This is a genomic window from Saliphagus infecundisoli, from assembly GCF_020177375.1.
Classification (GTDB): Archaea; Halobacteriota; Halobacteria; order Halobacteriales; family Natrialbaceae; genus Saliphagus; species Saliphagus infecundisoli.
On record NZ_JAIWHV010000001.1, the window covers coordinates 13,361 to 39,412 of the forward strand.

Annotated in this window: 30 protein-coding genes and 1 tRNA gene; 14 read left to right on the forward strand and 17 right to left on the reverse strand. The window is 69.0% G+C overall.

Annotated features, from left to right (window positions below; genetic code table 11):
* Positions 1-8: 8 nt before the first annotated feature.
* The gene (locus LCF40_RS00095) at positions 9-1,112 is read right to left on the reverse strand and encodes a glycosyltransferase family protein (RefSeq protein ID WP_224826920.1); all 1,104 of its coding nucleotides are present in this window, start codon (positions 1,110-1,112) and stop codon (positions 9-11) included.
* Positions 1,113-1,256: 144 nt separating this feature from the next.
* Between LCF40_RS00095 and LCF40_RS00100 the strand changes: the two genes are divergently transcribed.
* A tRNA-Ser gene (locus LCF40_RS00100) sits at positions 1,257-1,338 on the forward strand.
* A gap of 246 nt (positions 1,339-1,584) precedes the next feature.
* Here the strand turns inward: LCF40_RS00100 and LCF40_RS00105 are convergent.
* Both LCF40_RS00105 and LCF40_RS00110 read right to left on the reverse strand, forming a co-directional pair.
* A complete protein-coding gene (locus LCF40_RS00105) occupies positions 1,585-1,860 on the reverse strand; it encodes a PadR family transcriptional regulator (RefSeq protein WP_114577010.1) in 276 nt (91 codons plus the stop codon).
* 1 nt (position 1,861) lies between these two features.
* On the reverse strand, positions 1,862-2,008 hold the full coding sequence (locus LCF40_RS00110; RefSeq protein ID WP_198667880.1) for a hypothetical protein: 147 nt from the start codon (positions 2,006-2,008) through the stop codon (positions 1,862-1,864).
* A 188-nt stretch (positions 2,009-2,196) separates the two neighbouring features.
* Here LCF40_RS00110 and LCF40_RS00115 point away from each other — a divergent pair, with 188 nt between their 5' ends.
* Entirely contained in the window at positions 2,197-2,802 is a 606-nt protein-coding gene (locus LCF40_RS00115) for a DsbA family oxidoreductase (RefSeq protein WP_263623588.1), read from the forward strand.
* Between the two features lie 27 nt (positions 2,803-2,829).
* Here the strand turns inward: LCF40_RS00115 and LCF40_RS00120 are convergent, their stop codons facing one another.
* Positions 2,830-3,516: a hypothetical protein gene (locus tag LCF40_RS00120; RefSeq protein WP_224826922.1), complete on the reverse strand. Its 687-nt coding sequence runs from the start codon at positions 3,514-3,516 to the stop codon at positions 2,830-2,832.
* Between the two features lie 89 nt (positions 3,517-3,605).
* On the opposite strand from LCF40_RS00120, the gene LCF40_RS00125 reads away from it, so the two are divergent.
* The 4 genes from LCF40_RS00125 to LCF40_RS00140 all read left to right on the forward strand — a co-directional run bounded on the left by LCF40_RS00125 (position 3,606) and on the right by LCF40_RS00140 (position 8,229).
* Positions 3,606-4,769, forward strand: a complete 1,164-nt coding sequence (locus LCF40_RS00125; RefSeq protein ID WP_224826923.1) for an MFS transporter — start codon at positions 3,606-3,608, stop codon at positions 4,767-4,769.
* A 54-nt stretch (positions 4,770-4,823) separates the two neighbouring features.
* Positions 4,824-5,690, forward strand: a complete 867-nt coding sequence (locus tag LCF40_RS00130; protein WP_224826924.1) for an SOS response-associated peptidase — start codon at positions 4,824-4,826, stop codon at positions 5,688-5,690.
* Positions 5,691-5,939: 249 nt separating this feature from the next.
* A complete protein-coding gene (locus tag LCF40_RS00135; protein ID WP_224826925.1) occupies positions 5,940-7,976 on the forward strand; it encodes an SLC13 family permease in 2,037 nt (678 codons plus the stop codon).
* A complete protein-coding gene (locus LCF40_RS00140; protein ID WP_224826926.1) occupies positions 7,951-8,229 on the forward strand; it encodes a hypothetical protein in 279 nt (92 codons plus the stop codon). Before LCF40_RS00135 ends, LCF40_RS00140 begins: the two co-directional genes overlap by 26 nt.
* A gap of 190 nt (positions 8,230-8,419) precedes the next feature.
* Here the strand turns inward: LCF40_RS00140 and LCF40_RS00145 are convergent, their stop codons facing one another.
* Positions 8,420-9,622, reverse strand: coding sequence for a phosphoglycerate kinase (locus LCF40_RS00145; RefSeq protein ID WP_224826927.1), 1,203 nt, complete (start codon positions 9,620-9,622; stop codon positions 8,420-8,422).
* A gap of 37 nt (positions 9,623-9,659) precedes the next feature.
* Positions 9,660-10,718 (reverse strand): type I glyceraldehyde-3-phosphate dehydrogenase, encoded by a 1,059-nt coding sequence (gene gap, locus LCF40_RS00150; protein ID WP_114577016.1) that lies wholly within the window; start codon positions 10,716-10,718, stop codon positions 9,660-9,662.
* A gap of 209 nt (positions 10,719-10,927) precedes the next feature.
* Here gap and LCF40_RS00155 point away from each other — a divergent pair, with 209 nt between their 5' ends.
* Positions 10,928-11,980, forward strand: coding sequence for a type II glyceraldehyde-3-phosphate dehydrogenase (locus LCF40_RS00155; RefSeq protein WP_224826928.1), 1,053 nt, complete (start codon positions 10,928-10,930; stop codon positions 11,978-11,980).
* Between the two features lie 38 nt (positions 11,981-12,018).
* Complete coding sequence (locus LCF40_RS00160) at positions 12,019-12,414, forward strand: Hsp20/alpha crystallin family protein (RefSeq protein WP_114577018.1); 396 nt, start codon at positions 12,019-12,021, stop codon at positions 12,412-12,414.
* Here LCF40_RS00160 and LCF40_RS00165 read toward each other — a convergent pair.
* From LCF40_RS00165 to pyk, 5 genes are all read right to left on the reverse strand, one after another.
* Positions 12,401-13,282, reverse strand: a complete 882-nt coding sequence (locus LCF40_RS00165; protein ID WP_224826929.1) for an ATP-grasp domain-containing protein — start codon at positions 13,280-13,282, stop codon at positions 12,401-12,403. The genes LCF40_RS00160 and LCF40_RS00165 overlap by 14 nt on opposite strands.
* A gap of 51 nt (positions 13,283-13,333) precedes the next feature.
* Positions 13,334-14,017, reverse strand: coding sequence for a helix-turn-helix domain-containing protein (locus LCF40_RS00170; protein ID WP_224826930.1), 684 nt, complete (start codon positions 14,015-14,017; stop codon positions 13,334-13,336).
* A 122-nt stretch (positions 14,018-14,139) separates the two neighbouring features.
* The gene (locus LCF40_RS00175; RefSeq protein WP_114577021.1) at positions 14,140-14,670 is read right to left on the reverse strand and encodes a 50S ribosomal protein L16; all 531 of its coding nucleotides are present in this window, start codon (positions 14,668-14,670) and stop codon (positions 14,140-14,142) included.
* Positions 14,671-14,765: 95 nt separating this feature from the next.
* On the reverse strand, positions 14,766-14,996 hold the full coding sequence (locus LCF40_RS00180) for a MarR family transcriptional regulator (RefSeq protein WP_224826931.1): 231 nt from the start codon (positions 14,994-14,996) through the stop codon (positions 14,766-14,768).
* A 131-nt stretch (positions 14,997-15,127) separates the two neighbouring features.
* The gene (gene pyk / locus LCF40_RS00185) at positions 15,128-16,882 is read right to left on the reverse strand and encodes a pyruvate kinase (protein WP_224826932.1); all 1,755 of its coding nucleotides are present in this window, start codon (positions 16,880-16,882) and stop codon (positions 15,128-15,130) included.
* Between the two features lie 113 nt (positions 16,883-16,995).
* On the opposite strand from pyk, the gene LCF40_RS00190 reads away from it, so the two are divergent.
* Positions 16,996-17,283 carry a GYD domain-containing protein gene (locus LCF40_RS00190; protein ID WP_114577024.1) on the forward strand — a complete coding sequence of 96 codons (288 nt, stop codon included), beginning with the start codon at positions 16,996-16,998 and terminating at the stop codon, positions 17,281-17,283.
* Between the two features lie 25 nt (positions 17,284-17,308).
* Here the strand turns inward: LCF40_RS00190 and LCF40_RS00195 are convergent, their stop codons facing one another.
* Together LCF40_RS00195 and LCF40_RS00200 are read right to left on the reverse strand one after the other, a co-directional pair.
* Positions 17,309-18,091, reverse strand: a complete 783-nt coding sequence (locus LCF40_RS00195) for a 5-formyltetrahydrofolate cyclo-ligase (RefSeq protein WP_224826933.1) — start codon at positions 18,089-18,091, stop codon at positions 17,309-17,311.
* A gap of 3 nt (positions 18,092-18,094) precedes the next feature.
* A complete protein-coding gene (locus tag LCF40_RS00200) occupies positions 18,095-18,604 on the reverse strand; it encodes a MogA/MoaB family molybdenum cofactor biosynthesis protein (RefSeq protein ID WP_198667882.1) in 510 nt (169 codons plus the stop codon).
* A 114-nt stretch (positions 18,605-18,718) separates the two neighbouring features.
* Between LCF40_RS00200 and LCF40_RS00205 the strand changes: the two genes are divergently transcribed.
* From LCF40_RS00205 to LCF40_RS00220, 4 genes are all read left to right on the forward strand, one after another.
* Positions 18,719-19,561 (forward strand): class I SAM-dependent methyltransferase, encoded by an 843-nt coding sequence (locus LCF40_RS00205; protein WP_224826934.1) that lies wholly within the window; start codon positions 18,719-18,721, stop codon positions 19,559-19,561.
* Between the two features lie 421 nt (positions 19,562-19,982).
* Complete coding sequence (locus LCF40_RS00210; protein WP_224826935.1) at positions 19,983-21,461, forward strand: MATE family efflux transporter; 1,479 nt, start codon at positions 19,983-19,985, stop codon at positions 21,459-21,461.
* A 63-nt stretch (positions 21,462-21,524) separates the two neighbouring features.
* On the forward strand, positions 21,525-22,571 hold the full coding sequence (locus tag LCF40_RS00215) for a zinc-binding dehydrogenase (RefSeq protein ID WP_224826936.1): 1,047 nt from the start codon (positions 21,525-21,527) through the stop codon (positions 22,569-22,571).
* Positions 22,572-22,602: 31 nt separating this feature from the next.
* Positions 22,603-22,905 (forward strand): DUF7977 family protein, encoded by a 303-nt coding sequence (locus tag LCF40_RS00220; RefSeq protein WP_114577030.1) that lies wholly within the window; start codon positions 22,603-22,605, stop codon positions 22,903-22,905.
* Here LCF40_RS00220 and LCF40_RS00225 read toward each other — a convergent pair.
* The 3 genes from LCF40_RS00225 to LCF40_RS00235 all read right to left on the reverse strand — a co-directional run bounded on the left by LCF40_RS00225 (position 22,902) and on the right by LCF40_RS00235 (position 24,865).
* On the reverse strand, positions 22,902-23,201 hold the full coding sequence (locus tag LCF40_RS00225) for a DUF7853 family protein (RefSeq protein ID WP_114577031.1): 300 nt from the start codon (positions 23,199-23,201) through the stop codon (positions 22,902-22,904). The genes LCF40_RS00220 and LCF40_RS00225 overlap by 4 nt on opposite strands.
* Positions 23,202-23,295: 94 nt before the next feature.
* Complete coding sequence (locus LCF40_RS00230; RefSeq protein ID WP_224826937.1) at positions 23,296-23,859, reverse strand: isopentenyl-diphosphate Delta-isomerase; 564 nt, start codon at positions 23,857-23,859, stop codon at positions 23,296-23,298.
* Between the two features lie 46 nt (positions 23,860-23,905).
* Positions 23,906-24,865 (reverse strand): diacylglycerol/lipid kinase family protein, encoded by a 960-nt coding sequence (locus LCF40_RS00235; RefSeq protein ID WP_224826938.1) that lies wholly within the window; start codon positions 24,863-24,865, stop codon positions 23,906-23,908.
* Positions 24,866-24,917: 52 nt separating this feature from the next.
* Between LCF40_RS00235 and LCF40_RS00240 the strand changes: the two genes are divergently transcribed.
* Entirely contained in the window at positions 24,918-25,619 is a 702-nt protein-coding gene (locus tag LCF40_RS00240; protein ID WP_224826939.1) for a PHP-associated domain-containing protein, read from the forward strand.
* Here LCF40_RS00240 and LCF40_RS00245 read toward each other — a convergent pair whose 3' ends face one another.
* On the reverse strand, positions 25,620-26,033 hold the full coding sequence (locus LCF40_RS00245) for an Lrp/AsnC family transcriptional regulator (protein ID WP_224826940.1): 414 nt from the start codon (positions 26,031-26,033) through the stop codon (positions 25,620-25,622).
* Between the last annotated feature and the right edge of the window lie 19 nt (positions 26,034-26,052).

Below are 26,052 nucleotides of genomic sequence, written 5' to 3' on the forward strand. Positions count from 1 at the left end.
TTGCCCGATCACGTCCCGCCAGCTCCCCCCGTTCGGGCCGCCTTGAGGACCCGTTCGGGCGCGAAGGGGGCGTCGCTCCAGGCGGGCAGGCGCCGGTCGGCGCCCGGGGGACCGATCGCGCCCGCGTAGCGCTCGACCTGGTCGCGCTCGCTCGCCGGGTCGTACGCGAGGCCGTTGTGGGCCGCGTCCGCACGGTACTGGACGACCAGCCGCCGGCCCTCCGCCCGGAAGCGATCGGGGAGGCTCTCGTAGTCGGGATCGACGCCGAACTCCTCGGCCACCCGGAGCAGGGTCGCGACGACCTCCCGGCTCATCCCCTCCAACCCCTCGGTGCCGGCGACCGCGCGGTGGTCGTGGACGTGGCGGCCCAGATCGACCTGGACCGTCCCCTCGAACCCGGCGTAGGCGAAGGCGTCACCCAGGGTGCCGACCTCGAGGCCCCAGGCGGGCGGCGCGCGGATCTCGCGGGCGAACTCGGCGGTCGCGGCGAACTCGCCGGCCAGCGCGTACCGAAACGAATCGAGGTAGTCGAGGACCGGGGCGTCGCTTTCGGTGGAAAGCGCCCGGACCAGCGGCTCGTAACAGAGCCGGAACAGTCGGCCGTAGAGCCGGCCGTCCTCGACACGGGCGTAGTAGCCCTTCGCGAACTCGAAACCCGCCTCCGTCGCGAGCGGGGAGAGCAGGCGGGCGACGTGGCTCCCCTCGTAACTCGTCGCGTCGGCGTCGTGGACGACGACGTACTCGCCCGCGTCGGCCGCGGGCCCGAGCGCGAGCCAGACGTCCCGCCCCTTCCCGAAGCCGTCTCCCAGTCCCGCCCCCGCGAGCAGGTCCTCGACGGCAGGCGCGTTACACCACAGCACCGACAGCGGGAGGTCGTAGCCCGACAGCCACTTTCGGAAGCCCCCGATCCGCTCAGCGGGCGCGCGGACGGGGACGAAGACGCGGGCGGGCGAGAGACGCTCGAGTTCCGAGAGGGCAGCCTCGGCCGCCGGCGCGCCCCGATCGCGGTCAGTCATCGGGACGACGACCGCGGCCTCGGCGACGGGCGCCGTCGCCGGATCGAACCCCCCCAGCCGGTGGAGCGTCGCGACCCGCTCCTGGACGTACTCCATTTCCTCCCCCTTCGGGCCGAGGCCCAAAACGGGCGCGGTTCCGGCGATCCACAGAGACGCGATTCCTCGCGGGGCTGTGGCGGGCGATTCCGCCGTCGGGGGCTTCGTAATAGTTAAACGACGGACGCGGCTACCACCGTGTGGGCCAGGATGGCCGAACGGTAAGGCGCACGCCTGGAAAGCGTGTTCCCTTTCGGGATTCTGGGTTCAAATCCCAGTCCTGGCGTATTCTACCGCGAGCAACCCCGCGAGCGGAAGATACCCAACGAGGGGATTTGAATTACGGAAGACGCACGCTCACGAGCGAAGCGAGTGAGATCGTCTTCAGGTGGTTCAAATCCCTGTCCTGGCGTCGCGAGGGGCGAGCGAAGCGGGTGCCTCGAAGTGGCCGAACGGCGACGCCGTGAGGTGCCTTTTGACGCGAGCACTCCGCGAGCGATAGGTACCCGGATTCCCCCGTCTTCTGTCCGTCTCAGACGTCGACGTACTGCTCTTCCCACTCGCGGCGCGCCCGGATCGCCTCCCGTCCGGCCTCGGTGATCGCGTAGTAGTTCGTCCGGCGGTCGAGTTCGCCCTTCTCGACGAACTCCCTCTCGACGAGTTCGTCCAGATTCGGGTAGAGCCGTCCGTAGTTGATCTCGGCCTCGTAGTACTCCTCTAGCTCCGAGCCGACCGACTGGCCCGATGGCCTGTCGAAGCCGCTGATGACGTACAACAGGTCCCGCTGGAACCCCGTGAGGTCGTCCATCTCAACTCCCCTCGTCCGAATCGGGTCCGTCCTCGGCGTCCTGTTCGGACTGTAACACCTGCCGGATGTGGAAGTCCTTCTCGGTGGCCTCCTCTGCCTCCAGTGCCTTCTCGAGGTGCGTTCTCCAGTGTCGGGTGAGCCCCACCATTCTATACGACTACATACTGTCCGAGAAACTAAACTGTATTGATAGTTAATGGCGATTAGACGACGGAATTTCCTATAGGGACGGATGTCGCTGGACCCACTCGCGAGGTGGGCCGCCGGCCCGGATCGGGCATTTATTCGTCCCGACCCCTTAGCGCGGTCGTGACCCGTACCGACGACCGGATCGTGATGTACTCGGACTACGTCTGTCCCTTCTGTTACCTCGGTCGGCAGTCCCTCGACTCCTACCGCGAGCGTCGCGAGGACGACCTCGGGATCGACTGGCGCCCGTTCGACCTCCGGAGCGGGAAACGCGGTCCCGACGGCGAGATCGACCGCTCCGTCGAGGACGGCAAGGACGAGGGCTACTTCGAACAGGTCCGCGAGAACGTCGCGCGCCTGAAAGCGGAGTACGGCGCCGAGGGGATGCTCGCGCTCGAGGAGACCCCCGAGGTCGATTCCTTCGACGCACAGGTCGCCTCGCTTTTCGTCCGAGAGACCCGTCCCGACCGGTGGGAGGCGTTCGACGAGGCGATCCTCGAGGCGCTCTGGCTCGAGGGGCGCGACATCGGCGACCCCGAGGTGCTCGCCGGGATCGGCCGGGAGGTCGGCCTCGACGGCCGAGCGCTGCGAGACGCGATCGACGACGAGGACCACCGCGAACGCCTCCGGGAGCGGTTCGGGGCGGCCGAGCGCCGCGGGATCACCGGCGTCCCGACGTTCGTCTACGGCGACCACGCCGCCCGCGGCGCGGTCCCGCCCGAGCACTTGGCGCGCCTCGTCGAGGGCGAGTGACCGGGAGCCGGCCGGGGTCGCCGGCCGCTACCGCTCCGCGTCCGCCTCGGGGACGTCCTCGCCCGCTACGCCGTCGATCCGGCCCACGACCTCCCGGAGGGCGAACGCCTCGCCGATCGCGCTCTCCGCGAAGGGGCCGTCGGCGTTCGGGAACCCCCCGGTCGTCCCGAGTTCGTCCTCGACCGCGGCCATCAGCGCGCGCTCCGCCCCGGTCCACTGGCTCCGGCCGAACGCCTCCTCGGCCTTGGAAGGGGTCAGAACCCTGGTCGCGGTCAGCTCGCCCCCGCTCCTGGCGACGTGTTCCCCGACGACGAGCTCCAGGGGATCGGTCCGCCTGGCGTCGGCGGCGGCCTCGCGGGCCCGCTCTACGTAGCGCTCGGCCGCCGCGAGGTCGGCCCGGAGCGCCTCGAGCTTCTCGGGGGGAAGCTTGCTTCCGGTCGTTTCCTCGCCGTTGATCGTCGGCTTGGGGTCGTAGATCACCGCGCCGTGGTGGTCGGAGAGCACGTCCGTGAGCCCGCTTCGCTCGCCGCCCTCCCAGCTCGCGGTCCACTCGATCGCGGCCCGCCCGTGGGTGACGGTGACCGAGAACGCGAGGGCGAGTTCGGTGCCGTCGTCCGCACAGACGTGTTCGACGGTACCGAACTCGGGCGGCTCGGGTAGATCCGCGTTCTCCACCGCCGTAAGCGGCGCCACGTCGCGTCCACCCTCGTCCATAGTTCACGTGGAACATCGCCGTTGGTAATCGTTTCGGCCGGCGGCCACGAAGGGGAAGCGTCGTATATCAGGAGCGGCGAGGTTCGGGGGTGACACGGCGGAAGCTCTGGCTCGGCGCGGCGTTCTGTTTCGTCGCCGGCGACGGGATGGCGATGCAAACCCGGGGCGCGCTGCTCTCGAGCTTCGAGGAGACGTTCGGCGTCTCGGAGTCGCTTCTGGGGCTCGTGGCGCCCGCGGGAACGGTCGGTTTCGTCGTCGCGATCCTCGCGGTCGGGCTCGCGGCCGGTCGCCTCGACGTCAGGGCGACGATGCTCGTCGGCGCGGTCGCGATGACCTTCGCGATGGCCGTGACCGCCATCGCGCCCGTCTACGCCCTGCTCCTGGCGGCGCTGCTCGCCCAGGGCGCCGCAGGGGGGGTGTTCCGGGGGCTCGACAGGCCGCTCCTGAGCCACGTCTACCCCGACCGGCTGGGCCGGATCTTCGTGCTCTACTCGCTGGCGTGGTCGATCGGGGCAGTTTCGGGACCGGTGGTTGTCAGTACCGTGCTCTCGGTCGCCGACTGGCGGCTCACCTATCTCCTGCTGGCGGCCTGGTTCCTGCCCGTGGTCGCTCTTCTCTGGAAACTCGACTCCCCGTCGGGCTGGTCGGAGACCGAACTCGACCGGGCGGCGCTCTCCGAACTCCTCGGCCGGCCGGCGATCCGGGGCGCCCTGGCCGGGATGGCGCTGGTCGGCGGGATCGAGGGCGCGATCTTCACCTGGCTGCCCTACTACGCCGGGACCTTCCTCGAGCGCAACGTCGCGAACCTCGCGCTCTCTGCGTACCTGCTCGCGTACGTCCCCGGCCGGTACCTCTATGCTCGGCTCGTCGAGTCCGGGGGCTACCTGCGGCTCGCGCTCGCGACGACGCTGCTCGCGGTGCCCACGATCGCGCTCGCGCTGGTCGTGCTGTCGGGACCGGCGATGCTCCTCGCGGTGTTCGCGACGGGGCTCCTGATCTCGTCGATCTTCCCGCTGCTGTCGGCCTACGGCGTCGAGGCCGCCCCCGACTACAGCGGCCCCGTGAGCGCGCTCACCTCGGCGGCGACCTACGCCGGGATCGCCGTCGTTCCGACGACGATGGGCGTCGTCGCCGAGGTCGAAAGCATCGCGCTGGCGATGTGGATCCCGGTCTCGCTTTCGGTCGCCCTCGTCGTCGTCGTCGGCGCGACCGGCGGCCGGTCGCTGCTTCCGGGCGCTCGTGCTGGCGGATGAGCGGCCGAGAGGGAGGCCGAGGGTAGGGAGAGGGGACCAACCCCGGCGGCTCGGGTGACACGGAGCGGGACGGGGGAGCCACGCGAACGACAGGGGGTCGACGCGGGCCCCGGTCGATGGAACGAGAGAGCCCTATATCGTAACGCCCTCGCTACCGCGTGCCCGCGCCCGGTAGCCGTCGGCTACCCCGCGGTCCGCCGGGGGCCGGAGCCGTTTTGTCGCCGGCGAGCGAACGACGACCGGGAGGACCTAGAGGACCGGTTCGACGCCCGCTTCGAGGGCCCATACGAGCGCCGGTACAACATGGCGCCGGGCCAGCGGCTGCCGGTCGTCACCGACGCCGCGTCCGATAGGATCCGGTCTCTCGAGTGGGGCCTCGAGCCCGACTGGGACGGCGACCGGCTGATCAACGCCCGGGCGGAGACCGTCGCGAGCAAGCCCAGTTTCCGGGCGGCCTACGAGGGGGTCGGGCGCGATGGCGGTGTCGGCGAGAGCGAGGGCCGCGAGGCGGGGCGGTGTCTCGTCCTCGCCGACGGCTTCTACGAGTGGGCCGACGGCCAGCCCTACCGGGTCGCCTTCGAGGACGACCGCCCGTTCGCGATGGCGGGACTCTGGCGGTCGCCGGAGACCGAGACGACCCAGGCCGGCCTCGACGCCTTCGGCGGCGGGAGCGACGCCGAGGAGCCCGCCGAGGTCGGCTCCTTTACCGTCGTGACGACCGAACCCAACGCCCTCGTCGCCGACCTCCACCACCGGATGGCCGCGGTCCTCGAGCCGGACGGCGAACGACAGTGGCTCTCCGCCGAGGATCCACGGGGCGTGCTCGAGTCCTACCCCGCCGACGAGATGCGTGCCTACCCGGTTTCGACGGCGGTCAACGGCCCGGACACCGACGACCCGTCGCTGGTCGAACCGATCTAACTCCCTCACCGATCCGTTAGACGACGGCTCTCGCGGGGCATCTCCGCGTGTATTCTGGCCGGTTTTCACGCCACGGACGGCTCCGACCCCGATACGCTCGTCGTCGAGTTCGTGGGAGTCAGGTGAGTGGGCGAGAACGCGGACCGATGCCTCCGGCCAGAGGTCCCGTCGCCGTCGAATCACCATCGTTTGCGTACAGTCCGGGTTCTTTGCAGAAGTGTTACATTACGGGGCGATGTGGACCGTTCCATGCCGAGTTCCGCCGGCGTGGCGCTCGCCCAGGAGCCGGTGGTTCGGCCGGAACTCACGGCCGACGTCTTCGTCGTCCTCGGCGTCGTCGTGCTCGCGCTCGTGTTCTTTCTCACCGAGTGGCTGCCGATCGACGTGACTGCGATCTCGTTGATCGTCGTGCTCGTCGTCCTGGAGCCGTGGACGGGCATCGATCCGAGTACCGGCATCTCGGGGTTCGCCAACGACGCGACGATCACGGTGCTGGCGATGCTCATCCTCAGCGGCGGTATCGCCAAGACGGGACTCGTCCAGGAGCTCGGACGCCGGATGGCGTCGTTCGCGGGCGACAGCGTCCGGAAACAGCTGTTCGCCACCGTCCTCGCGACGAGCCCCGTCTCGGGGTTTCTCAACAACACGCCCGTCGTGGCGCTGCTCGTGCCCGTCGTGACCGACGTCGCGAACCGGGGGCACACCTCCCCGTCGAAGCTGCTCATCCCGCTGTCGTACGCCTCGCAGGTCGGCGGCATGCTCACGCTCATCGGCACCTCGACGAACCTCCTCGCGAGCGACATCAGCGGCCGTCTCGGGAGCGAGTACCCCGAACTCCACCGGTTCTCGATGTTCGAGTTCACGCAGTTGGGCGTGATCGTCGTCGTCGTCGGGGCGCTCTACCTGATCTTCGTCGGACACCACCTTCTCCCCGAGCGCGTCCCTCCGCGGGCGGACTACGTCGAGACGTACGACGTCGGCGACTACATCGCGGAGATAGCGATCGGTCCAGGGTCGCCCCTCGGGGGCGAGACGGTCGGCGACGCGACGACGATACTGGGCGAGGGAGTCGACGTCGTCCAGGTCGTCCGCGACGGGGATCGATCGGTTGCCCCCCAGCAGGTGGTTCGACTCGAGGACGGCGACGTGCTCGTGGTCCGAACGGGCCGAGACGCAGTCGAGATGCTCGAGAATAGTGGGGCAGTCGAACTCGTCGGCGACCCGCGATCGACCGAGGAACTCGCGCCGGTCGATTCCGAGAGCGTCCTCACCGAACTGGTCGTCTCGCTCGATTCGCGGTTGGTCGGCGAACGACTGGATCCCGAGCGCTTCCGTGTGGAGTTCGGCGCCGCAGTGCTCGGTCTCCGCCACCGTGGCACACTCATCGGCGGTCGGCTCGTCGGCCACCGTCTCGACGTCGGGGACACGCTCCTCGTCCAGGCGGCGCCCGACACGCTCGATCGCCTCTCCAGACGCGACGACGTGATCGTCGCTCGGGAACCGCCCCGACGGGAGTACCGCGCGAACAAGGCACCGATCGCCGTCGCGATCATGATCGGCGTCGTCGCCGTCGCTGCCCTCGAGCTCTACCCCATTTTGGTCTCGGCGCTCATGGGCGTGATCGCGATGGTCGTCACCGGCGTCCTCGACCCCAACGAGCTGTACGACGCCGTCGAGTGGGACGTCATCTTCCTGCTGGCGGGCGTTATTCCGCTCGGAATCGCGTTAGAACAGAGCGGTGCGGCCGCGTATCTCGCCTTTCTGGTCGTCTCGACGGCCGGCTTCCTTCCCACGATCGTCGTGCTGTGGCTGTTCTACATCGTCACCGGCCTCATCACCGAACTGATCAGTAATAACGCGAGCGTCGTCCTCATGATTCCGGTCGCAGCGGCCGCAGCAGCGGGCATCGATGCGAACCCGCTCGCGTTCGTCTTTGCAGTCACCTTTGCCGCCAGCACCGCGTTCCTGGGCCCGATCGGCTACCAGACCAACCTCTTCGTCTACGGCCCGGGCGGCTATCGCTTCACCGATTACTTCCGGATCGGCGCGCCCCTCCAGGTGCTTCTCTCGATCGTCACCGTCCTCGGAATCGCGCTGTTTTGGGGGTGTGATCGAAAGGGGACGGCCAGCCACTGCCCGACGGTGACTGGAGAGTCGATCACGGAACCCGTGTGGACCGGGAACGGTTTCGTCCGTCGTGGCCGAGTACCGAACGGAGCGAACGAAAAACCGATAACACCTCCGCTCCCGAGGTTCGGACATGGGAGAGGAGGTCAAGTCGGGTGATCAGGTCGAAATCGCATACGAATCGACGCGCTCCGGGAACGTGGTCTCGCGAACAGGGACCGTCGTCCAAACCCCGGACGGGAACGAGCGGAGCGTCCTGTTCGTCGAAACCGATGAGAACCAACTCACTGGCGTCACCGCCGAGTACGCGTTCAGCGTCTCGACCGGCGGGAACGATGCCGACGCGGAAGACGATTCCACCGTCCAACGAACCGTGTCTCTCGGCCCCCTCGCGTCCGTGACCAAACGATAACTCGGTCGTCTTCGCCGGCTAATTCGAGCCGGGGCGGCGGCACCATCGAGGCCGACGCCGGTGTCGGACCCGTCGAGACCGGGATCGGCGATCCCGGCCCGTGCCGACGGCGACGTCGTCGTGGTCCCCGGTCCCCCGAAGACGGTTGTCGTACCCGGCGAGAGCCGCTTCTACGACGCCCTTCTCCGTTCTACCCGTCTCGCTCCAGGACCTCGATCGCGACCAGTTCCTCGCCGGTGAGCGCGGCGACGTAGGCACCGCCGGCGATCGAGACGTGTGAGAAGGCGTCCTCGGGGAGGTCGTACATCGGGATCGCCCGGGAGGTGTCCCCGCCGCCGACGACCGAGAAGCAGTCGGTGTCGGCGATGGCCCGCAGAACGCCGACGGTGCCGTCGGAAAAGCGCTCGTCCTCGAAGACTCCGAGCGCGCCCTTGACGAAGACCGCATCCGACTCCGAGACGTGGTCGGCGTAGGTCGCGACGGTGTCGCTCCCGACGTCGAGAAAGGAGGTCTCCTTCTCGACGCCGTCGACGGCGACCTCCGCGCGCTCGCCCGCGTCGTCCTCGTAGGCGAGGTCGCTCGCGAGGACGAGGCGGTCGCCGTGGGTCTCGAGGGTCTCCTTGATCTCCTCGCGATTCTCGTCCCACTGGTCGTCGAACAGGTCGCTCTCGACGTCGTAGCCGACGTCGTGGCCCGCCGCCCGGAGGAAGAGTTCGCCGACGATCCCGCCCAGACAGAACCGGTCTACGCCCTCGAGGCGCTCGATCACGGGGATGAGGTCCTCGGCTTTCGTTCCCCCCAGGACCATCGTCACGCGGTCGAACTCCCGCTCGCGGATCGCGGAGTTGGCGGTGTACTCCGTTTCCATGACGGGTCCCGCGTAGGCGTCCATGACCAGGGGAAAGCCGACGATCGAGGCGTGGGCGCGGTGCGCCGCCGAGTAGGCGTCATTGACGTAGGCGTCGAACTCGGGGGCCAGGGTCCGGACGAACTCGCTTTCTGCGTGTTCTTCGGGAGTCTTCTCGGGCAACTCCTCGTCGCACATCCGGACGTTCTCGAGCAGGAGGACCTCGCCGCCCGCGAGGTCGTCGATCGCTTCGAGGGCCTCCTCGCCGAAGGTGTCGGCGACGAACTCGACCTCCCTATCGAGATGGTCGGCGAGGATCTCCGCGTGTTGCCCCAGCGAGACGAAGGTGTCCCGGCCGGGCCGGCCCTGGTGGGCCAGCAGGGCGAGGGCGTGGCCGTCGTCGAGCAGCCGTTCGACGGTCTCGGCGTGGCGCGAAAAGCGCCTGTTGTCCTTGACGACGCCCTCCTCGACGGGGGCGTTCAGGTCGAGACGGACGAGCAGGCGCTGCTCCGGCGGGAGGTCCTCGACGGTTCCGAACGAAGGCATGAGCCGAGAATCGCTCCGGGAGGGGTTAAATCCGGCCCTACGGCCGCGGCGAGGCGCCGCTTTCGGCCCGGCCCTCGATGAGGTAGGTCGCGAGATCGAGCATCCGGGCGGAGAAGCCGTACTCGTTGTCGTACCAGGTCAGCACCTTCGCGAGGCCGTCCTCGACGACCATCGTCGACTCGAGGTCGACGTACGTCGAGAACGGCAGCCCCAGGATGTCTCTGGACACGATCTCGTCGTCGGTGTACCCCAGCACGCCGGCGAGGTCGCCGTCGGCGGCCGCCCGAACGGCGTCGTTGATCTCCTCGCGGGAGGGGTTGCCCTCGAGATCGACGGTGAAGTCCGTGATCGACCCGCTCGGAACGGGCACGCGCATCGCCATCCCGTCTAATTTCCCTTCCAGCTGGGGGAGCACTTCGGTCGTCGACTGGGCCGCGCCCGTCGAGGTCGGGATGATGTTCTCGGCGGCGGCCCGACCGCGGCGGGTCTTGCCCGCCGGACCGTCGACGAGGCTCTGGGTGCCGGTGTAGGCGTGGACGGTCGTCAGGAGTCCCGATTCGATGCCGAACTCGTCGTCCAGGACCTTCGCGACGGGGGCGATGCTGTTGGTCGTACAGGAGGCGTTCGAGACGACGTCCTCGCCGTCGTACTCGTCGTGGTTGACGCCGTAGACGACCGTCAGAACCTCCTTGTCGCCCTTCGGGGGTGCGGAGATGATCGCCTTCTCGGCGCCGGCTTCCAGGTGCTGGGCGGCGTCGTCGTGGGTCCGAAAGAGGCCGGTGGCCTCGAAGGCGACGTCGACGTCGTGGTCGTCCCAGGGGAGGTTCGTCGGGTCGCGTTCGGAGGTGAGCGTGATCTCCTGGCCCTGGACGGTGAGGGTGCCGTCGTCGAGGGAGACGCCGTCCAGGCGACCTGCGACGGAGTCGTACTCGAGGAGGTAGGCCATCTTCTCGTCGTCCATGATGTCGTTGATCGCGACGATCTCGACGGTGTCGTGTGCGAGGGAGGCCCGGAGCACGTTCCGCCCGATCCGTCCGAACCCGTTCAGCCCGACGCGGACGGTCCCCTCGGCCGACTCGACGGAATGTTCACTCATGTATGAGTAATCGGGGCCCGCGCTAAAGAAGATACCCCTTCGGTCACGTTCCTCCCCCGTAGTGCCCTCGCTCTCCGAACATTGTCACGTATTACCGTGGGAGAAACCCGCGTCTTCCGGCGGTTTCCGGCGTTACAACTCTATTACGAGTAAACATCTATCAAATTTCTGCGAAATAGTTATGGGCGTCGGCGGTGGACCGGGAGGTAATGATCCGTGTCGGAATCAACGGGTATGGAACGATCGGCAAGCGCGTCGCGGACGCCGTCCGCGCCCAGCCCGGCATGCGCGTGGCGGGCGTCGCGAAGCGAAGCCCCGACTACGCCGCCGTCGGCGCCGACGAGACCGGGTACGATCTGTACGCCGAGGACGCGGCGCCGTTTTCGGCGGTCGATATCACCCCCGCCGGCGGCGTCGAGGACCTCGTCCGCGAGAGCGATGTCGTCGTCGACGCGACCCCCTCGGGGGTCGGCGCCGAGAACCGTCCGCTCTACGAGCGCCACGATACCCCCGCGATCTTCCAGGGCGGCGAGGACGCGACCGTCGCCGAGGCCAGCTTCAACGCCCGAGCGAACTTCGCGGAGGCGAGCGAGGCCGACTACGTCCGGGTCGTCTCCTGTAACACGACCGGCCTCTCCCGGCTGCTCGCGCCGATCGAGGAACTCGCGGGGATCGAGAAGGCTCGCGTGACGCTCGTCCGCCGCGGGGGCGACCCGACCCAGACCTCCCGTGGCCCGATCAACGACGTCGTCCCCGACCCCGTCTCCCTGCCCTCCCACCACGGTCCCGACGTCCGGACGATCTTCCCCGAACTCGCCATCGACACGATCGCCCTCCGGGTGCCGACGACGATGATGCACGTCCACGCGGTCAACGTCTCCCTCGCCGAGGACGCCGACGCGGGTGAGATCCGCGATCGGCTCGCCGGAGAGAGCCGCCTGCTTCTGGTTCCGGGCTACGCCGGGATCGAGGGGACGGGCGGCCTGCGGGACCTCGCGGGCGACGCCGGCCGTCCCCGGAACGACGTCTGGGAGAACGCGATCTGGGAGGAGTCGATCGCGGTCCGGGACGGCGACCTCTACTGTCTGCAGGCGATCCACCAGGAGTCGAACGTCGTCCCCGAGAACGTCGACGCGATCCGCGCGATCGCCGGCGAGGCCGACGCCGCCGAGAGCATGGCCACCACCAACGAGGCCCTCGGGATCGGCCTCGAGCGCTTCGAGGGCCGCGAGCGCGCCGCCGACCGCCAGATCGCCGACTGAGGGAACAGGTTTTTGCTCCGGCCGTCCCAACCCCGGGTATGGTCAGAGACGACCGCGACGAGCCCTTCGACGACTTCTTCCGGGAGATCGAGCGGATGATGAACGAGATGACCGGCGGCGCCAACGTCGGCGCCGGCGGCCCCGGAGGCGCCGACGCCGGCTTCGGATCGGACACCCACGTCGACATCCACGACGTCGGCGACGAGGTTCGGGTCGTCGCCGACCTCCCTGGCGTCGAGAAGGGCGACATCGACCTCGAGTGCGACGGGCGGACGCTGACGGTCTCGGCCCACAGCGAACACCGCGAGTACGACGAGCGCGTTTCGCTTCCCCGCCGGGTCGACGAACACACCGCCGAGGCGACCTACAACAACGGCGTCCTCGAGGTCGTCTTCGACCCCGCCGCCTCCTCCTCGGACATCAGCGTCGAGTAGCCCGGTCGGCGGTCGCCTCGATGGCCCCCGCCAACCGGTCGTAAAACTCCGGCTCGTACTTCGTCGCCCGATCGATCGTCGGCCGGGCGTTGGTCTCGTTGACGACCGCCCGCTCGTCGGTGACCAGCAGGTCCACCCCCAAAAAGGGGATCTCCAACTCGGCGGCGACCGCCTCGGCGAGGTCGCGGAGTTCGGCGGGAAGGTCGATCCCGGTCGCCTCCGCCCCCCGGTGGACGTTGTGTTTCCACTGCCCCGCGGCCCGGGCGGGCTCTGGCAGCCGTCGCTCGACGGCGCCGACGTACTCGCCCTCCAGGACCATCACCCGGTAATCGACGGCGTCGGGGAGGTACTCCTGGACGAGAAACGACTTGTCGCCGGTCGCGTGGTAGTCGTGGACCATCGAGAGGTAGTCACAGATCCCCAGAAAGGAGTCGGCGTCGCCGGCGCGGGCGACCCCGATCCCGCGGGTCGTCGAGTTCGGTTTGACGACCACGGGCGGCTCGAACCGCTCGAACGCCTCGAGTAGTTTCCCGGGATCGACCTGGCTCGAGACGTACACCGAGTCGGGGACCGGGAGGCCGGCACGCTCGAGGCGGGCGAGCACCTCGCCTTTGTTGCGCGAGGTCATGACGGCCTCGCGGCCGTTGAGCCAGGGGACCGAGAGCAGCGCGGTCGCGACCCCGCCCTCCATCACCCGGCCCGGAAAGACGAAGCCGGCGTCGAACTCCTCGGGCGACCAGGGCGGGTCCGCGAGGGAAGTGGTCCGCTCGCGGACGGGGACGTGACGGACCGCGATCCCCCGCTCGGCGAGGGGGTCGGCTATCCGTTCGAACGTCTCCTCACTGTTGGCGACCGCGAGCTCGAGCATGTCCGAGGATCGCAGCGACGGGCCAAAAGCCCCCCGACGACTCGATCCGGGTCAGTCCCCCTTTCCGGTCTCCGACGTCCGGTCGTCCCCGGAGCCCTGGTCGCCGATGATGACGGTGTTCTCGACCAGCATCCGATGGCCCCGCCGGATGCGTTCGGACAGCGCCTGGTGGGAGACGCCCATCTCCTCGGCGAGGTCGTCCATCGAGGCCTCTCGAGGGATCTCGTAGTAGCCCTTCTCGAAGGCCGAAAGCAGAGTGTCCTGTTGGCTGTCGGTCAGCCCGAACCGGCCCTGTCGGCCGTCGTTGACGTCGTAGATCGTGTGGATCTCCATCGCGAGCCCGCGCTCCTCGCAGTAGTCGTGGGTCCGCGAGAGCGCCTCCCGGCTCGGAAAGAGGATGCGGAGCGTCCAGTCGTCGCCGTTGCCCTGTGCCGACAGGATCGCGCCCTCCTCCTCGACCAGGATCCGCACGAGGGTGTCGATCCGCGCGACCCAGTCCATTCGGTACAGTCGTTCTTCCTCGAGGTCCGCGATCCGCTCGAAGTCCTCGACGGTATCGTCCTCGGCGAGGGCCGCCTCGACGTCGCCGACGCTCGGCCCGTCGATCCAGACGTAGGGCAGCACGCGACCGTCGCCGTGGGCGACGACGCGCTCGATCTCGTACTCGAGGTCGTCGAACCGAGCCGTCGTTTCCGAAAGCGCGAACTCCTCGGCGGGGAGTCCGACTTCGACCACCGTTCCTCCCATTAATGGGCGTGGTGTCCGGACGATGTACTAAGTGTTCCGACCGGTGGCGGGAGAAAGGCGACTGCCGGCGATAGCACTCGAGCGCCGATCGGCCGGGGTCGCCGGCCCGTTCAGGAGATCAGTTCCTGTTCGCCCTTCTCGACGACGACCCGACACGGCGGCGAGACCTTGTTGTACGCCCGCCGGAGGGCCTCCTTTGCGAACCCGGCGTCGTCGACGTCACACCAGATCGTGAAGATTCGCTCGCCCTCCTGGATCCGGGCGGCGGTGCCGACGATTTTGCCGAACGCCTGGCGCATCCCGTCGGAGACCCGGTCGGCGCCGGCACCGGTCGCCTGCTTGTTCTCCCTGATGACGTGGTGGGGGAACTTCCGGAGGATCATCTTGTAGTTGCCCTCGCCGGCGTTTTTCAACATGTGGCGGTTGGCCGACAGCCGGGAGGCCTCGAGGCTGCCGTGGCGGATCTGGACTTCCTCCTCGGTGACGAGGCTGATCTGGACGGGGTAGTCCTCGGGGTCGGCCCCGACGTCGCCCATCTTGTGTTGTGCGATCTTCGAGCCCGGAATCCCGGTGATGTACTCCCGGCGCGTGTACGCCGGCTTGTCGATCTCCCGGTACATGGAGGCGGGTTTCTCGGCCATGGTTGTTGGGAAAACGGACGCCTACCGCGCGGATAAAGGCTTCGAACCCCCACCGGCGCCGCCGGAGCGCCCGGAGCGGTTCGGGGCAGGTCGCTTCAGCTCGAGACGACGTACCGGTTGCCGGACTTCTCGACTAACTTCTCGCCCGAAAGCGAGTTCAGGACGCTCAGGATGCTCATCTTCTGCATCGCGAGGGTCTCGTTCAGGTCGTCGACTGTCGCGCCCCCGGCGGCGTCGACGTAGAGGTAGACCAGCTTCGCCTCCGGCGACGTCAGGGTCTCGGGAAGGGGAGCGATCGTCTCGGCCTCGAGTTGCTGTTGGATCATACCTCCGAAAACGGCGACATCCAATATAAATCTATGCCGCAGTCAGTTAATACGATCTAATCGATAAGGATGTGATTATATGTATATTGTGGCGTTGTAACGTGGCGGCCGCTCCGGTCGCAACGACCCGGCTATCGCTCGGTCCGGTCGTCGATCGAGCCGCCGTAGACGACGCCTCGCTCGGCGTCGATCGTCACCAACGCGTCCCCGGGTACGTCCGAGAGATCCGCCCCGCTTATCATCGGGACGTCCATCTCGCGGGCGACGAGGGCGGCGTAGCCGGTCATCCCGCGGGTCGCGTCGACGATGCCCGCGACCGTCGAGAGGTCGCCGTCGAACTCGTCGTCGAACCCTTCTTTCAGGAAGACGATCGAGCCGGATTCGACCCCCGAGAGGTCGCCGTCGGCGAGGTGGACGACCGGGCCGGAGACGCGGCCCTCGACGACGACCCGGCCGGTCGCGACCGCGTCGGCGGCGACGTGGACCTTGAGCATGTTCGTCGTGTTCGCACCCTCCAGGTCGGTCATCATCCCACAGAGGACGACGACGGTGTCGCCGCTGTCGGCCACGCCCGCGTCGAGAGCCGACTGGACCGCCTTCTCGACGACCGCGCCGGCGCCCTGGTCGGAGACCGGCGCGTACAGCGGTTGGACACCCCACGAGAGCGCGAGCCGGCGCCGTACCTCGTGGCTCGGCGTCGAGGCGACGACCGGAACCCCGGGACGATACTTCGCGGTCTTCAGGGCGGTGTACCCCGACTCGGTGGCGGCGACGACGGCATCGGCGTCGATGTCGCGGGCGAGAAAGCGCGCCGAGCGCGCCAGCGCGTCGGTCCGGGCCTCGCCCGAGGCCGGCACCCGCTGTTCTAACAGCTCTGCGTACTCGTTGGACCCTTCGACCTCGCGGACGATGCTGTCCATCGCCTCGACGACGGCGGCGGGGTGGTCGCCGACGGCCGTCTCCGCCGACAGCATCACGGCGTCGGTGCCGTCGAGGACGGCGTTGGCGACGTCGGAGGCCTCGGCTCTCGTGGGGCGGGGCGCGTGGACCATCGAGTCGAGCATCTCCGTCGCCGTGATCACCGGGACGCCGGCCTCGCGACACTGCCGGATGATCCGTTTCTGGATCATCGGGACGTCCTCCATCGGACACTCCACGCCGAGATCGCCCCGGGCGACCATGATCCCGTAGGAGGCGTCGATCAACCCCTCCAGATTGTCGACGGCGCCCGCCCGCTCGATCTTCGCGACGATCGGGATCTCGACGCCGAGTTCCTCCAGGACCTCCTCGACCGCATAGACGTCCCCGGCGTCCCGGACGAAACTCGCCGCGACGAAGTCGACGCCCTTCTCGGCGGCCAACTCGAGATCCCGTCTGTCCGTCTCGGTGACGACGTCCAGGTCGAGATCGACCCCGGGGATGTTGACTCCCTTTCGCCCACCCAGGCTCCCCCCGCTCTCGACGCGGGCGACGACCGACTCGTCCTCGACGGCCTCGACTCTGGTCTCGATCAGCCCGTCGTCGAGCAGGATCCGGTCGCCGACGCCGACGCCGTCGATCGACAGGGAGAGTCCGACCTCCTCCGGCGTCGCCTCCTCGCCCTCGACGAACCGTATCGTCGAGTCGGTCTCGAGGGCGACCGTCTCGCCCTCCCCGAGGGGTGCGGTCCGGACCTCCGGGCCCTGCATGTCGAGCATCACGGCGACGGGCGCGTCGATCGACTCGTCGACCTCCCGGACGGTCTCGATCAGTTCGGCGCGGTCCTCGGGGGTGCCGTGGCTCGCGTTCAGCCTCGCGACGGCCATCCCCGCCTCCGCGAGCTCTCGAACCCTCCGCCGGGAGTTCGAGGCCGGCCCGAGCGTACAGACGATCTTGGCGTTTCTCATGACGAGCGGTAGGCGGCTGGCCGGGAAAAAGGTGGCTGACGCCGCTTTTGGCTTTCGTTCGCACGCTCCGACGGTTTGCCAAACGTTTTGGGGCGGCGTTTTGTAGGTCGTCCATGGTACGATACGCCTCCCTCGTCGAAGCCGCCGATCGCGACGTCCAGAACGCCCAGGAGCTGGCGTCGATCTGGGGCGAGATCCGGACCGAGTTCGAGGACCACCACGCCGAGCTCGTGGAGTCGTACGCGATCATGGGCGAACACGACTTCCTCGTGATTTTCGACGCACCCGACCGCGACGCGGCGTTCAAAGCGGCGCTGACGATGCGCCGCCACGGCCTCTCGGCCCAGACGATGGAGGTCGTCGACACCGACGACTTCGCCGACCTCGTCGGCGACATCTGAGGACGATCTTTTCGATTCGACGGCTCTACCGAAGCTCCTCGAGGACGGGGATCTCACCGATCCGCTCCTCGTCCAGACGGTCCCAGTCGATCCCCGCCGGCTTCTCGCCCGTATCCGGCCGGATCGCTCGCTCGGGTGTGACGATCAGATCTATCGACACGTCGTGGGCCGCGGGCTCGATTCCCGCCACCAGCTGGCGCTCGTGGACCGTCGTTGCGACCAGCGTCTCGCCGTCGACGAGCCCTAGTTCCCGAGCGAGGGCGAACTCGAGGTCGCTGTAGCCCTCTCCTTTTCCGATTCGGGCGCCGGTGCGGGGCTCGCTCCCGTCGCCCCCAGTGCCATCCGCATCCTCGCTTCCGCCCGCCTCGTCCGCGTCCCCACCTTGGGCATCGACCGCGACGCTCCCCGAGACGATCAGGTCGATCGGCTCCATCGCGTCGGGGCCGACCTGGCGGCCGTACTCCCCGATTCCGGAGACGGTCGTCGCGGGATCGTACTCCTCCGGTTCCAGAGAGCGGGGATCGAGTTCGATGAAACACTCGGCCTCGCGCAGGCGGGGAACGGCCATGTAGAGCGTCTTGCCCGCTCGCAGCGCCCGCCGGCGGACGGGAAGCTGTGGCGCGTCGGGGTTGGCCTTGATCCGCTCTGCACCCTCCCATTCGGGGGTGTCGGCCAGCCGGTCGGCGGCGTCGGCGGCACCTTCGAAGTTGGGGATCCGGCCGTGGGGCGGGAACGGGAAGCGGGCGACGCCGCGCTCCTCTAGGTCGTCCCAGACCCGCTCTCTGACCCCCTCCTTGTCGGCCCCCATGGCTCACTCCTCGTCCTCTTCGTCCATTGCTTGCTCGACGATCGCCGGCGCTTCCGGGACGATGATCGACTCGGCGGCGAGTCTGGTCGCCGCGACGTCGTCGGGCAGACAGAAGATCGCCACCCCGTCGGAGACGCCACCCAGCGACCGGGCCCGGAGGACGCCGGTGCCGACCTCCTCGTAGCCCAGTCGGGTGAACAGCTGGGAGAACGCGGGCAACTCCTTTTCGATGAACTGGGAGACGGCCTCCAACGTGACGTCCTCGGGGCCGACGCCCGTACTGCCGGTCGTGACGACGACGTCGACGTCCTCGCGGCCGACGAGCCGGGAGACGACCGACTGGACGTTGTCGAAGCCGGGCGCGATCAGCTCCCGGGTCGCGAGTTCGTGGCCCGCCTCCTCGAACGCCGCGACGATCGCGTCGCCGGGCTCGTCGGCCGACAGCGATCTGGCCGACGACACCGTCACCACTGCCGCCCCGAGGGTCCCTTCGCCGGGCTCGTCCGTAGCCATACCCCCGCGTTCGGAACCGGCCGGGTTAAACGCCCGTGGATCGCGGCGGTCGTCCCATGTCATCTCGAATCATACCGCCGGTGGCTTCTTCGGTCCGGAGCCGGAGACGCGGACATGAGCGGAAACGACGATCCTCCGCCCACCCTCGAGCCCCGGCGGTACTACGACGAGTACGGCCGCGAGGAGTGGGACCGTCTCGAGGCGACCCTCGGCGGGCGCCTCGAACTCGAGGGGACGACGACTACCCTGAGACGCTATCTCCCCGATTCGGGCCGAATCCTCGACGCCGGCGGCGGCGCCGGACGGTACGCCGTCTGGCTCGGCGAACGGGGGTACGACGTGACCCTGGTGGACCTGAGCGAACGCCAGTGTGCCATTGCTCGCGAGAAGGTCCGGGAGCGCGGTCTCGACGGGCGGGTTCGCGTCCGGCGGGGCGACCTCCGGGCGCTGCCCGTGAAAACGGATGCCTTCGACGCCGTCGTCTGTACTGGCGGCCCGCTCTCGCACGTCGTCGATGACGACGAACGGGCGACCGCGCTGGCCGAACTCCGCCGGGCGGGCCGACCCGACGCGCCCGTCTTCGTCTCCGTGATGGGCCGACTCGCCGTCCTCCAAAACCTCGTCCGGAACCCGAAGTACCACGAGGGGATGGCCGAGATCGTCCGTACCGGCTCCTACACCCGCGAGTTCGCCCTCGGGCAGACCGACGACCCCGGTTTCACGGAGTGTCACTTCTTCCGGGCCGCGGAGCTAGAGGCCGCCCTCGAGAGCGCGGGCTTCGACGTCGAGAAGCTGGTCGGGCTCGAGGGGGTCGCCGCCAACGTCGGCGAGCGTCTCGACGACGCCGAGATGGCCGAGGGCGACGAGGAGGGGGTCCGCGAGGCGGTTCGAGAACTCAGGACCGACCCGGCGGTCGTGGACTGGTCGAACCACATTCTCGCGGTCGCCCGGGTCTGACCGACGATTCCCGCGGTGGCGCCGAAAGCTCTATCTCGGGGCGGGCCGTCGCCTCCACCAGTTCGATGCGCGCCGCCCCGTAGCCGGGCCCCACGCGGGCCCACGGTCGGTCTCCCCAGTCGCAAGCCGTGGCTTCGACGACCGACTCCTCGCCACCTTTAGCAGCGTGCCGTTTGGCCACCCGCGTTCTCCGCCGGTTCTGGAGAGAGTTCGACGACCAGCCATCCCGATGAGAGATCCCCACCCATATGTCACGCCCGAACGGCAGTCCGGCCACCGGATCGCCGATCACGACCCGCGCGACGCACAGCCCTCGACCGCGCCGTAGCCCGCCCCCTTTCGACTTCCTCGAGGCGAGCGATCGGACGACCCCGAGAGAACCGCCACGCGACGACCCGACCATAGCGCTCGAGGAGGGACCGTGACCGACGCGTCGGCGGAGGGCCGATTCACCGAAGAACCGATCGCGTGGCCCCTGCTCGCGCTCGCCGGTCCGCTGACGGCGACACAGTTGCTCCAGGTCGCCTACAACCTCACGGACACGTTCTGGGTCGGCCAGGTCGGCGCCGACGCGGTGACCGCTCTCTCCTTTTCGTGGCCGCTCATCTTCCTGCTCGTCAGCCTCGGCGCGGGGATGACCAACGCCGGAACGATCCTCGTCGCCCAGCACGCCGGCGCGGGCAACGACCACGACCTTGGGCGCGTCGCCGGCGGGACCATCGGGTTCGTCGGACTCCTCTCGGTCGCCGTCTCGATCCTCGGAGCGGTCCTCGCGCCGATGGCACTGAGCGCGATCGGCACGACTCCCGGGACGGAGGTCCACGAACTCGCCGTCACCTACACCCGGATCATCGTCCTCGGGATGCCCTTCACCTTTGGCTTTCACGTCTTCATGGCGCTCCTTCGGGGCTGGGGCGACACGAAGACCCCGATGTACCTGATGGTTCTCGGCGTCGGAGTCAACCTCCTCCTCGACCCGTTCTTGATCCTCGGATTCACGGACAACCCCATCTTCGGCTGGACCGGTCTCCGGGGTCTCGAGGAGTCGCTGTTCGCCGCCACGGACTTCGCGGGGTTCGGCGTCGCGGGCGCCGCGGGCGCGACGGTGCTCTCGCGGGCCGTCGCCGCCGCCGTCGGTCTCTGGCTGCTGTTCGGCGACCGCGTCGGACTGAGCCTCGAGCCGGGCGACCTCGTGGCCGACCGCGAGCTGGTAACCCGACTCGTCCGGATCGGCGGGCCGGGGGCGATCGACCAGAGCACGCAGTCGGTCGCGGCCATCGTCATGACGGCGCTCGTCGCCACGGTCGGCGCGGAGGCCGTCGCCGCCTACGGCATCGGGACCCGCTTCGTCTCACTCGTCTGGCTCCCGATGGCGGCGATGGGGATGGCCGTCGAGACGGTCGTCGGACACAACCTCGGGGGTGGGCGGCCCGATCGCGCCCGCCGGACGGTGTACGTCGCTATCGCGATCCTCGGCTCCGTCTTCCTCGTCGCGGGCGCGCTCACGGTGTGGTTCGCGCGGCCGATCGTCTACCTGTTCGTCACCGGACCGGGTGCCGAACCGATCGTCTCCCACGGCGCGACCTTCCTCCGGATCGTCGCCCCGACCTGGGCCGTCATGGCCGTCTACCACATGATGAACGGCGCGTTCTACGGTGCGGGATCGACCCGGCTGGCGATGACGGTCGGCGTCACGACGCTGTGGGGCGCCCGCGCCGCTATCGCGCTCCTGTTGGTGGTCGTCCTCGCTCTCGGCGCCCCCGGCGCGTGGTACGCCATCGCGCTCTCGAACGTCACCGCGGCCGTCGCGGGGACGTACGTCTTCGTCCGGGGCTACTGGCTCGGCGACGTGCTGGGGCCGGATTCGGGCCGGAATTCGGCCCACGACGCGGAGACGTGATCGGCTCCCGACCACGGCGCCGCGGCGCCAATCGTTTTCACCCCTCGGAGACACGACACGACCATGCAGGCAGTCCAATTCGCGGGCCACGGCGACACCGACGTCATCGAGTACGGCGACTACCCCGACCCCGAAGTCGGCTCCGACGAGGTGCTCGTAGAGATCAGGGCGGGTGCGTTGAACCATCTCGATCTCTGGGTCCGCCGCGGGATGCCGGGGATCGACCTCGAGATGCCCCACGTTCCCGGGAGCGACGCCGCGGGGGTCGTCCGGGAGGTCGGCGCGGAGGTCTCGCGGTTCTCGGCGGGCGACCGTGCCGCGCTCTCGGCGGGCGTCTCCTGTGGGGATTGCGAGTTCTGTCGGAACGGCCAGTACACCCTCTGTACCGGCTTTCACATCATCGGCGAGCACGTCCGCGGGGTCCACAGCGAGTACGCCGCCGTCCCCGAGGCAAACCTGATCCCCGTCCCCGAGGGCGTCGACTGGGCGATCGCGGGATCGGCGCCGCTGGTCTTCCAGACGGCCTGGCGGATGCTGATAGACCGTGCGGAAATCGAACCGGGCGAATCGATCCTCGTGCTCGGTGCCAGCGGTGGCGTCGGCCACGCCGCGGTCCAGATCGCCGCATACGCGGGCGCGGAGGTGTACGCCACCGGCAGCACCGAGGCGAAACTCGAGGCCGCCCGCGAACTCGGTGCCGACCACGTCTGTAACTACGAGGAGGAGAGCTTCGCCGACTGGGTCCGCGAGGAGACCGGGAAACGGGGCGTCGACGTCGTCGTCGATCACGTCGGCGGCAACACCTGGCGCGAGTCGATCCGCGCGCTCGCGAAGGGCGGGCGGCTGGTCACCTGCGGCGCGACGACGGGACCCAACCCCGAGACGGACGTCCGGCGGATCTTCTGGAACGGACTCTCCGTACTGGGGTCGACGATGGCCACGCCCGGCCAGGTCGACGACGTGATGGAACTCGTCTGGGACGGACAGTTAGAGCCCGCGATCCGCGAGACCCTTCCGATGAGCGAGGCCGCCCGGGGCCACGAGCTGCTCGAAGGGCGGGAGGGGTTCGGAAAGGTCGTCCTCGTCCCCGATTCCGTCGAGGAACCGTGAGGGCTTTGAGGGGAGCCAGCGAAGCCCGGACGTGAGCCGGAGCGACGACGGCTACGTCCACGACCCCGCGAACGCAGACGGCGAGCGCCGCGAGGACGGCCCCGAACGCGAGGGCGAGTCCCTCGAGGGAGTCCATCCGACGGCCGCCGAGCGGGAGTTCGGCCGGCGGGGCTGGGTGCTCGTGGGAGTCATCGTCGTCGCCTTCATCGTCTCGCCGCTCGCAATCGTGCTGTGGCCGCCGGAGACGAACTACGTCGTCGCGTTCCTCATCCTGCCGCTGGCGCCGGCGCTCGCGCTCGCGGTGGCTGCGGTGTGGGCGACGACGCGGCCCTAACCGAGGGCCTCGAGGCGGGCGGCGACCGCCGATGCGAGTTCGACGTCCCGCGAGGGCGTCCCGTCGGCTCCTGCATACGTTCGGAGAGCGTCCTGGAGGGTACGGAGCTGGCGGCCGGTGAGCGTTTTCTCGCCGTCCTCGATCCGGGAGACGAGGTCGAGCAGCCGCTCGGGGGGCCGTTCGCCGTCGTCGATCCGGTCGTCGATGCGGTCGGTGAGGACGTGGTGGACGACCCAGCGCTCCTCGCGGTCGAGGGCGATCGTGTACGTCTCGCGTTCCTGCGGTGGGCTGGTCATATCGATCGGGCGGCCGGTCGGCGCCGGCCGTCGATCCGAGCTACGGAACCCCCGACCATAAGGGTTGTCACTGTGTGTCACACGCCGAGAACGCCTACAGGTCCCGGCGCATGGCGATCTCGAACCACGGACAGAGGCGGAGCTGACGGTAGTCCTCGGGGGAGTTCCGGAGGCGGTCATAGGGCACCCACAGCAGGCCGGCGACCTCCTCGCGATCGGGCTCGAGGTCGACCTCCGAGAGGGTGAGCTGGAGCACCGCACAGACCTCGTGTTCGACGCCGGCGTTCTCGAAGTATCGTTTGTACTCGAAACGATCGGTGACCCGGAGGTCGTGGTACTGGTCGTCGGTGATCCCGAGTTCCTCCGCCAGCCGTTCGCGGGTAGCCTCCTCCTGGCTCTGGCCCTCGGCGGGGTGGGAGGCGACGGTGCCGTCCCAGTAGCTCCCCCAGAGGCGTTTGCCGGGGGCCCGGCGGGCCAGCAGAACGTTGTCGTCGCGATCGAAGACCAGGGCCGTAAACGCCCGGTGGCGGATCCCGTCGCCGGTGTGGGCCTCGAGGCGGTTGACCGTCTCGATGGCGGTGTCGTCGGCCTCCACGGCGACGACGTCCTGGGCGGCGTTCTCGTGGACGGCGTCGTCGGCGGTCTGGCGCGTGCTCATGACGCTACGATCGGGAAGGGGCCACAAACCAGTATCGACTCGCGGCCTACCGCGCGTCGCCGGCGCCGATCCCGAGCCCTCCGTCGTCGGCGTCGGGGTCCGGCCGGTAGCCGTCGCCGACGGCCACCGAGAGCGCCCCGGCGTGGGTCCGGAGTTCGAGGGCCTCGGCCGCCAGCATCTCGCCGTCGAGGCTGTACTCGACTGTCTCGCCTTCCCGGTGTTCGATCGACAGCGAGGGCGCCCGCCGGCGGACGATCGCGTCGTTGCCGTCCTCGCCGAACAGCCCCCCGAAGGCGGCCTCGCCGGCGAGGTCGGCCGCCGACGCTCGCTCGATGATCGCGACCTCGAACTCGCCGTCCTCGACGTTCGCCTGGGCGCGCCGGGCGGTCGTAAACCGCCGGCAGTTGCCCACGAGGACGAACATCGCCTCGCCCTCCCAGCGGACCGGCTGGCCCTCGCCCCCGCCGAGTTCGACCCGGAGCGGGAGGGCGTCGAACTCGCTCACCTGCTCGATTCCCTTCAGGAGATAGGCGAGGATGCCGAAGCGGTCTTTCTCCTCGGAGCTCGTCGCCCCGCTGGCCTCGGCGGTGATCCCACAGACACAGGAGTTGACGAACGCGCGCTCGTTCGTCACCCCCAGGTCGAGGTCGCGGCGCTCGCCGTCGTCGATGACCTCGAAGGCGTCCTCGACGCCCTCGATCCCGACGTTCGAGGCGAAGTTGTTGCCCGTCCCGCCGGGGACGACCCCGAGGGTCGTGTCCTCTAGGGCGTCGGCCTCGGCCATCCCGTTGACGACCTCGTTGATCGTGCCGTCGCCGCCGGCCGCCGCGACGAGATCGACGTCGGGGGCGGCCTCGCGGGCGAGTTCCCGCGCGTGGCCCTCCCCCTCGGTCCGACGGACGGCCAAGCCGTACTCGCCGGCGAGTTCGACCACGCGATCGACGTGGTTGCCGCTCCCGCTCGTCGGGTTGCAGATCAGCATGCGCCCGTTCTCGTCCCTGGCCATGGCGGCGATACGTTTAGGAAGAGCAAAAGTACCGGGTGTGCTTACACAAGGTGTGTTCGCCGTCGACCTCCACGCCCACACGCGCGCATTTCACGGCCATCGTACGCTCGGCGACCTGTTCGACCCGCTCGGGGTCCGGCTTCTCGCCTGGGAGACCGCGCGACGCGGCCTCGACGGGGTCGCGACGACCAACCACGACTACTACACCCCGTTCTCCCCGTCGGGAGCGACCGTCATCCCCGGCGTCGAGGTCTCGACCACCCGCGGCCACGTCCTCGTCGTCGGACCCGACCCGCCACGCGAGACCGCCCCGGGCGAGCTCACTCCCGCCGAAACCGTCGGGCTCGCCCACGACCGGGGCTGTGCGGCGATCGTCGCCCACCCCTTCCGGAACAGCACCGTCACCGAGCTCGACGACCTCGCGGTCGACGCCGTCGAGATCAACGGCAAACACCCCCAGACCCGGCCGCTGGTCGCCGAGATCGCCGAGAAACGGGGCCTGCCCCTCGTCGGCGGCAGCGACGCCCACTACCCCATCGAGGCCGGCCGGGCGTACACCCTGATCGACGCGCCCGAACTCACCCCCGAGTCCGTCGTCGCCGCGATCCGGGACGGCCGCGTCGAGGCACGGGTTCGAAACGGGATCACCGACCGGCTCCTCCGGCGGCTCTACCGGGAGATCCACCGCCGGAAACACCCCGACAGCGTCCTCGGCTCCTCGAGTCCCGGCATCGGCGAGCCCCCCGAGGAGTAGTCAGCCCAGCTGTTCGTCGAGGATCAGCCGCGTCTTCGTGCTGACGACCTCCTCCTGTTCTCTGGCCTGGCTGATGAGGTCGTTGACGCTTTTCGTGTCGGCGGCGTCGACGACGAGCACTATGTCCTCCTCGCCCGAAACCATCCAGACGAAGTCGACTTCGGCCCACTCGGCCATCCGCTCGGAGACGCGGGCGGTATCGACGTCGACCGCGACACCGATCTCGAGCATCGCCTTGACGTTGCCCGTCCGGGTCGTCACCGTGAAGCGTTCGATGGTCCCCTCCTCGACCATCCGCTCGACGCGGTTGCGGACCGTCCCCTCGCTGGTCCCCACCTCCTCGGCGATCTCGGTGTAGGGTTTTCGGGCGTCCCGCCGGAGGCTGTGGAGGATGCGCCGGTCCAGCTCGTCCATTGAGGTCCGACCCTACACG

Coding starts and splice junctions, on each gene's coding strand:
- LCF40_RS00200 (WP_198667882.1), bottom strand. CDS start 18,604: ATGGCTACGGACGAGCCCGGCGAAGGGACCCTCGGGGCGGCAGTGGTG.
- LCF40_RS00180 (WP_224826931.1), bottom strand. CDS start 14,996: ATGATCCAACAGCAACTCGAGGCCGAGACGATCGCTCCCCTTCCCGAG.
- LCF40_RS00175 (WP_114577021.1), bottom strand. CDS start 14,670: ATGGCCGAGAAACCCGCCTCCATGTACCGGGAGATCGACAAGCCGGCG.
- LCF40_RS00205 (WP_224826934.1), top strand. CDS start 18,719: ATGAGCGGAAACGACGATCCTCCGCCCACCCTCGAGCCCCGGCGGTAC.
- LCF40_RS00105 (WP_114577010.1), bottom strand. CDS start 1,860: ATGGACGACCTCACGGGGTTCCAGCGGGACCTGTTGTACGTCATCAGC.
- LCF40_RS00245 (WP_224826940.1), bottom strand. CDS start 26,033: ATGGACGAGCTGGACCGGCGCATCCTCCACAGCCTCCGGCGGGACGCC.
- pyk (WP_224826932.1), bottom strand. CDS start 16,882: ATGAGAAACGCCAAGATCGTCTGTACGCTCGGGCCGGCCTCGAACTCC.
- LCF40_RS00135 (WP_224826925.1), top strand. CDS start 5,940: ATGCCGAGTTCCGCCGGCGTGGCGCTCGCCCAGGAGCCGGTGGTTCGG.
- LCF40_RS00225 (WP_114577031.1), bottom strand. CDS start 23,201: ATGACCAGCCCACCGCAGGAACGCGAGACGTACACGATCGCCCTCGAC.
- LCF40_RS00115 (WP_263623588.1), top strand. CDS start 2,197: ATGTACTCGGACTACGTCTGTCCCTTCTGTTACCTCGGTCGGCAGTCC.
- LCF40_RS00140 (WP_224826926.1), top strand. CDS start 7,951: ATGGGAGAGGAGGTCAAGTCGGGTGATCAGGTCGAAATCGCATACGAA.
- LCF40_RS00195 (WP_224826933.1), bottom strand. CDS start 18,091: ATGGGGGCCGACAAGGAGGGGGTCAGAGAGCGGGTCTGGGACGACCTA.
- LCF40_RS00230 (WP_224826937.1), bottom strand. CDS start 23,859: ATGAGCACGCGCCAGACCGCCGACGACGCCGTCCACGAGAACGCCGCC.
- LCF40_RS00215 (WP_224826936.1), top strand. CDS start 21,525: ATGCAGGCAGTCCAATTCGCGGGCCACGGCGACACCGACGTCATCGAG.
- gap (WP_114577016.1), bottom strand. CDS start 10,718: ATGAGTGAACATTCCGTCGAGTCGGCCGAGGGGACCGTCCGCGTCGGG.
- LCF40_RS00190 (WP_114577024.1), top strand. CDS start 16,996: ATGGTACGATACGCCTCCCTCGTCGAAGCCGCCGATCGCGACGTCCAG.
- LCF40_RS00155 (WP_224826928.1), top strand. CDS start 10,928: ATGATCCGTGTCGGAATCAACGGGTATGGAACGATCGGCAAGCGCGTC.
- LCF40_RS00145 (WP_224826927.1), bottom strand. CDS start 9,622: ATGCCTTCGTTCGGAACCGTCGAGGACCTCCCGCCGGAGCAGCGCCTG.
- LCF40_RS00120 (WP_224826922.1), bottom strand. CDS start 3,516: ATGGACGAGGGTGGACGCGACGTGGCGCCGCTTACGGCGGTGGAGAAC.
- LCF40_RS00095 (WP_224826920.1), bottom strand. CDS start 1,112: ATGGAGTACGTCCAGGAGCGGGTCGCGACGCTCCACCGGCTGGGGGGG.
- LCF40_RS00110 (WP_198667880.1), bottom strand. CDS start 2,008: ATGGTGGGGCTCACCCGACACTGGAGAACGCACCTCGAGAAGGCACTG.
- LCF40_RS00165 (WP_224826929.1), bottom strand. CDS start 13,282: ATGCTCGAGCTCGCGGTCGCCAACAGTGAGGAGACGTTCGAACGGATA.
- LCF40_RS00235 (WP_224826938.1), bottom strand. CDS start 24,865: ATGGCCAGGGACGAGAACGGGCGCATGCTGATCTGCAACCCGACGAGC.
- LCF40_RS00160 (WP_114577018.1), top strand. CDS start 12,019: ATGGTCAGAGACGACCGCGACGAGCCCTTCGACGACTTCTTCCGGGAG.